General features: G+C 35.0%; 7 protein-coding genes. 2 read left to right on the top strand and 5 right to left on the bottom strand.

The window, feature by feature from the left end:
* Positions 1–293: metal-independent carbonic anhydrase family protein (locus tag RYX56_RS21035; protein ID WP_317123953.1), on the top strand; the 293-nt coding region annotated here is incomplete at its 5' end.
* A gap of 97 nt (positions 294–390) precedes the next feature.
* Here the strand turns inward: RYX56_RS21035 and RYX56_RS21030 are convergent.
* The 3 genes from RYX56_RS21030 to RYX56_RS21020 form a co-directional block, all read right to left on the bottom strand.
* A complete protein-coding gene (locus RYX56_RS21030; RefSeq protein ID WP_317123952.1) occupies positions 391–582 on the bottom strand; it encodes a hypothetical protein in 192 nt (63 codons plus the stop codon).
* A 242-nt stretch (positions 583–824) separates the two neighbouring features.
* A complete protein-coding gene (locus RYX56_RS21025) occupies positions 825–1,193 on the bottom strand; it encodes a nucleotide excision repair endonuclease (protein WP_317123951.1) in 369 nt (122 codons plus the stop codon).
* Positions 1,194–1,525: 332 nt separating this feature from the next.
* Positions 1,526–1,726, bottom strand: coding sequence for a cold-shock protein (locus RYX56_RS21020; RefSeq protein ID WP_317123950.1), 201 nt, complete (start codon positions 1,724–1,726; stop codon positions 1,526–1,528).
* A 439-nt stretch (positions 1,727–2,165) separates the two neighbouring features.
* Here RYX56_RS21020 and RYX56_RS21015 point away from each other — a divergent pair, with 439 nt between their 5' ends.
* Complete coding sequence (locus RYX56_RS21015; RefSeq protein ID WP_317123949.1) at positions 2,166–3,185, top strand: DUF3231 family protein; 1,020 nt, start codon at positions 2,166–2,168, stop codon at positions 3,183–3,185.
* A gap of 313 nt (positions 3,186–3,498) precedes the next feature.
* On the opposite strand, the gene RYX56_RS21010 is transcribed toward RYX56_RS21015, so the two are convergent.
* Both RYX56_RS21010 and RYX56_RS21005 read right to left on the bottom strand, forming a co-directional pair.
* Positions 3,499–4,218 carry a DUF421 domain-containing protein gene (locus tag RYX56_RS21010; RefSeq protein WP_317123948.1) on the bottom strand — a complete coding sequence of 240 codons (720 nt, stop codon included), beginning with the start codon at positions 4,216–4,218 and terminating at the stop codon, positions 3,499–3,501.
* 380 nt (positions 4,219–4,598) lie between these two features.
* On the bottom strand, positions 4,599–5,330 hold the full coding sequence (locus tag RYX56_RS21005; RefSeq protein ID WP_317123947.1) for a hypothetical protein: 732 nt from the start codon (positions 5,328–5,330) through the stop codon (positions 4,599–4,601).
* Positions 5,331–5,583 lie beyond the last annotated feature (253 nt).

Below are 5,583 nucleotides of genomic sequence, written 5' to 3'. Positions count from 1 at the left end.
AAGAGGAGCGTTTCCGCGATACCTTTGAAGGCGCTTTGTCTTATTTCATAGGAGGAAATGAAGCGTATCCCGAGGATCATGGTTTTGCTATTACACCTTGGACAGATGTACGATGGGAAAATGAAGGGGTTATCATTGAAGGAAATAAGGCTGTAAGTATGGGCGTTTATTATTTTACACCAGCTAATGGAGAAGAACCTGTCGAAGTAGAATACACTTTCTCTTATACAAGAAATAATGATGGCGACCTAAAAATTGTCCTTCACAGCTCTCATCTTCCGTATAGTAATTAATTTGTTTAATAGCTTATAAGAGATCCATTGATTATAAAGGATCTTTTATCAAAAGCGATGCTTCAATAAGCATCGCTTTTTTAATGTCACCATTTCCTTACATATCAAATAGAAGTACAAATAACATCGAAATCATCGGCCCTAAAACGGAGAACCCTAACACTAATGCGATGATAGCCATTGGTGTCGACAATCCCTTTGGTTTCTTCGCTCTTTCATTCACTTCATCTAGTTTCTGATTAATAGCTTTAAGCTCTTCAAGTATTTCTCGATTCGTTGGATCTGTCATCGTTATATCTCCTTTTAATTAAGTCCACAAGATTGTACCATCTCTTTTATGTTTATTACCAGCTGTTTCCAATAATTTCACTAATAGTGCCCATCACCACCCGTATTTTGTCAAGTTAATCTCGACCTCCTTCGGGTAGTGACCGGCACTTATCCTTATTTTGTTTGTACACAGTAAATATGGATTTGGAAGTAAAAAAAGCAATAGGTACAGTCTAACTAGGCTGCACCTATTGCTTCTCTTTATTCAGATTTCACTTTAAAAAACACTTTGTCTACATTGTACTTCGCCTTGAGTTCATTAATTATAAACGTCTCATAGATTTCTCTATGTACAGGGCCTTCGATTATACAAACATCAATTTTAACAACTTCATCTCTATGCATTTTGATTGGCGATACAGTATCCTCAAAATGTTTTTTGATTCTTTGTCTTAACTTCCTTGCTTTACCGACGAATAATAACTCCTTCTTGTCATTATAAAACATAAAAATACCACCCTTATCTCTAGGGATCAGATGAAAATCAGTAAATCCATAGATATTACTTAGCTCTGGATTATCCTGTTTGGTAATCGTAACATTCGGTGTTGGAATCGTTATGTTTATCACGAAAGTTCACTTCCTTTTTAAATATTGCTATAAATGCTGGCATTAATCGATATGTATTGCTATTTTCATTATTTCTCTATGCTCATTCAGTAAAATATCTAGGTATTCTAGGCATTGTGTGGTATGCTTCATCTAACCATTTTACCACTTGTAGCATGTATGCCTCGAGGCTGACTAAACGTAAAATGCCAGATCCGTGAATTCGAGATTATAGACTCTTACCATATGGTTTATATATCGGATTTGTTAAAAGGGGAGGCATTCATTAGTCAGTCTTTTTTGTATTGTTTGTTTAGATAAAAAAAGGACTCTAATCTAGAGTCCTTTCTCAATTATGCTTTGTTTACATTAACAGCTTGAAGACCACGTTGACCTTGCTCAGTGTCAAATGTAACTTTTTGACCTTCATCTAAAGATTTAAATCCTTCGCCTTGGATAGCTGAGAAATGTACGAATACATCATCTCCACCTTCAATTTCGATGAAACCGAATCCTTTTTCTGCGTTAAACCATTTTACTGTACCTTCTTGCATGTATGTTTCCTCCTGCGGTGGATTACGTCCACCATTTATTACTATAGATGTTCAGTTATCAAAGGCGAAAAGTTTAACCACTTATTCATTCCTAAAATCGAACAAAAATAATTCTCCTTAAGAGTAACAGATAAGATGCCAAAAGGCAAATTGTGTTGAACTTGAAATGGATAGCAAAGCTTATAAACACCCTTAAAAACTCTTTTACTTCGGGTTCCAATTCATTAGAACCTAAGAACAAATAGTCATCCATATCTAACTTCAAACTCCTCTTTGCACTCCTATATATGGCTGTTCCATTACTTTTAGTTCTTTATTTATAGTGACTGCGCAGTATATGAATCTGTTTTTTCGTCTTTTCTTCTTCTTTTCCTTAATAAAATTAAATTTCAGAGGCAAAATAAATATATATATCTGTATTTAAAGTAGGAGGGTAAAAATGGTATCCCATTCTAAAATTAACTTAACATCAGCAGAGATGGCAACGCTTTGGAGTACTTATCAAAATGATACTTTATCCATATGTATGTGTGAATATTTTTTAGCAACGAACGAGGATCCTGATATTGAGCCTGTTATTCAAATGGCGCAAACACTTTCTGAGCAACACATTGCGTTTATTACTCAAGTATTCAATACTGAGAATTTTCCTATACCAGTTGGTTTTTCTAAGGAAAGAGATGTGTTTCCCACTGTTCCCCGAATATATGAAGATACATTTTTTTTAATGTTTCTAAGACAAATGGCTAAGGTAGGAATGGCAACTTATTGTGGTGCATTATCATTAGCAGTTCGAGAGGACCTAGTTGAGTTCTTTCAAGATTGTTTAGTGTCTACAAGTCATTTATACAAGCAAACAACGGAAGTCTCCGTACAAAAAGGAATTTTAATAAGACCTCCGTACATATCATACCCAGAAAAAGTTGAATTTGTTGAGGACAAAGAATATCTAGGTGCCAGTTTAAACCCTTTTACAAGTCAAAGACCTTTAAATGCTATCGAAATATCTCATTTATTTATGAATACTGAAACTAATTTACTTGGTAGTATGTTAACGATAAGCTTTGCACAAATGGCACAGTCAAATGAGGTAAGAGAGTTTATGATACGAGCACAACAAATTGCCCAAAAGCATATAAAGGTGTTCGGAAAAACATTGATAGATAGTGATATGCAGGCACCCATGTCGTGGGATACAAATGTTAAGAATTCCACAACACCAGCATTCTCCGATAAACTTATGATGTTTATTACAACTTTAATAAGTAATGCTGGAATGGGGAATTACGGATTGGCTGCTTCAGCAAGTATGAGGATGGATTTAGGAACTGACTATTTTAGACTGGCTTTAGAGGTTGCAAGGTTAGGGAAAAGTGGCGCTGATATAATGATACAAAATGGTTGGCTTGAAGAGCCACCTCAATCCGCTGATCGTAAAAAACTTTCTCAAGAAAAATAACAAGGATGGCCTATCAACCAGAAAAATAGAACGTAACAAAAGCGATGCTTGATCAAGCATCGCTTTTGTTGTTGAACACGGTCATAAGAGTGTCCCTTCATGGAGTTTGAAGTAAAAAGCCAAATGTTCCTTAATTCTACTAAGGAATTGTGCTGAGAGGCTTCCACAAACGCTCCAAATTGTGCAGTATCATTTCTATTGAACCCTATCGTTGTACTGCGCAGTAAATCACTTGGTGTTATTAGTTAATCTTGATCAGCATAAGCATCCGTTACCTCAACTAAAAAATAACGATTTCTAAATGAACCCTCAGTTAGTTGTAAATAGGTGGCATTTGTTGCTGTTCATTTTTTAGGGAAACGTGAAGTTCTTGGTCATCATTAATGGAAGCGAAGAAGACACGATTTACTTGTGCAACTCGTCTTTTTTGTAACTCAGCAATTAACCATTGTCGATTTAAGCCCAAATAGATTAAGATATCTTCGTATATTTTCCCTTCTACGATTAAGGGGTAAGACAAACTTTTACTTTTCTTTTTTACATTTATATCCTCAATGGTTACTTCCAATTTATTTTCTTTTTTCAAAACACTTATTTGCCCATTTGCTTCGATAATGGCAATTTTAACATCACTTATATCAAAAATATTTTTTTGACGTAACATTTGCAACACGTTATCGATGGTATATCTAATTCCTTTTAAATTTTCCACTAAAAGCTTCCCATCTTGAATAACTAACGTAGGTTCAAACGTTATTTTTTTCCCTATTTTCCGGTGCGTAATGGATAAGTAGGCAGTTAGTCTTTGTATAAGTGGAATAACGATAATAGCTAAATAAGTATATGCATGATCTACTTCTGGATCAGCAATGTCAGCTCCTACCACATTGGATAGAGTCATAATAATGAGAAAATCGAAAATAGGCATTTCTCCAATGGAACGCTTGCCCATATACTGTGTTATTAATAAAAATAACGGGAAAATCGTAATAATTCTCGCTAATATAATAACTGACTCTTTTAAGACCTCCATATGTTTTCACCTATTCCTTTTTTGGGAGTACATAAGCAGAAGAAAATTTACTACATGAGTGTCATGATAGTTATCCCCAATAGGACTTACAGTTATTACTTTCGCATTCTTATGACCAATTGTGATTAATAATTGACCCTTTTTACTAATAGTGCCTGTCACCACCCGTATTTTGTCAATTTAATCTCGACCTACTTCGGGTAGTGACAGGCACTTAGACTATTTTTATTTTTCCACGGTATCGTTGAACTACGCAGTAAAGATCCTGCTTAAATGACATTCCTTGTTTAACTAAATCTTTCCTTTTACAAACCAAAGAAAACACTTCAACAATAGTTCCAGATTGTTAAACATTAGAATATACACCTTTGTATCTGATATTAAGAAACAAGTAATAGTAAAGCTATATATCCAATCGCTCCTAATGAAAAGGCCCACGTACTACTTTCTCGGTCCTCAGGTAGTTCTTCTTTTAGAACATTTAATATAATGGCCCCGGATAGAAAGGCAAAAAATAAGGCTAAAACGGATTCGGGTATTTCTGTTAGGACCCCGATTGCCCATCCCAAGAGTACAGCTAAAGCTAGTACCCATCGACCAATACGGTTGTATATATCCTTATGATGAGTACGTAAGCCATAATCGACGACAATAAAATGTAGGGCCATCGCAATGACATATAAAATCAAACTTAATAGCCCTTCTGAATCTCTATGAATAAGTAAATATCCGATAAGCCCGTTATAAAACGCAAAGGAGCTAATATGTAGCCAAAAAGTTCCTTTTGTGGGCTGGTTTATCCCTCTGTCTTGCTGGTTTTTTCTCTGAGATTCTTTAGCCATTTTTTCTAAGGCATAAAATACTATGAGGCCAAGCATGGCCAGTAAATAGGCATGATGTTCAAGGTAAGAAAGTAAAATGCCATGATGTTCTATTAACTCTTGATGTTCCTTTAATTCAGGTAGGATATGAATAAATACATACCCAACAGATACACCACCACCTAATGAAAGGAATCGACTTCTAGGAATGATTTGGATAAAACGCATATTCTTCGCAAAGATATGCATACAAGCTAATATTAGGGCAAAGGCAAACGCTGATATCTGCATACAGATCCCCTACTCTGTATGCTTTTTCCCATTTAGCCTTAAATTAAATCTATCACTTCTTTCGAAAGGGGAAGAATGTTATAGAGATGATGAAACTAATTTAATAGAAAAACAGAAGGAATCTTAGGCAGGTAAATGGCTTTGTTTTATTTTTTATTCTTCTTCAACTAATGCTCCCCTTTAGTTCAATAAGGTATAGTTTTATTCTTCTTCCATACATAATACTGAGACATCTTTCCAGCCATAAGCAACA

This window comes from Alkalihalophilus lindianensis (genome assembly GCF_032843265.1).
Taxonomy (GTDB): Bacteria; Bacillota; Bacilli; order Bacillales; family Bacillaceae_D; genus Alkalihalophilus; species Alkalihalophilus lindianensis.
The sequence above is the reverse complement of the archived record's forward strand: the minus strand, read 5'-3'. Positions and strand labels throughout refer to the sequence as shown.

What these genes read in the sequence shown, in the direction of transcription:
- RYX56_RS21020 (WP_317123950.1), bottom strand. Translation starts at nt 1,726, where the DNA reads ATGCAAGAAGGTACAGTAAAATGGTTTAACGCAGAAAAAGGATTCGGT.
- RYX56_RS21010 (WP_317123948.1), bottom strand. Translation starts at nt 4,218, where the DNA reads ATGGAGGTCTTAAAAGAGTCAGTTATTATATTAGCGAGAATTATTACG.
- RYX56_RS21015 (WP_317123949.1), top strand. Translation starts at nt 2,166, where the DNA reads ATGGTATCCCATTCTAAAATTAACTTAACATCAGCAGAGATGGCAACG.
- RYX56_RS21005 (WP_317123947.1), bottom strand. Translation starts at nt 5,330, where the DNA reads ATGCAGATATCAGCGTTTGCCTTTGCCCTAATATTAGCTTGTATGCAT.
- RYX56_RS21030 (WP_317123952.1), bottom strand. Translation starts at nt 582, where the DNA reads ATGACAGATCCAACGAATCGAGAAATACTTGAAGAGCTTAAAGCTATT.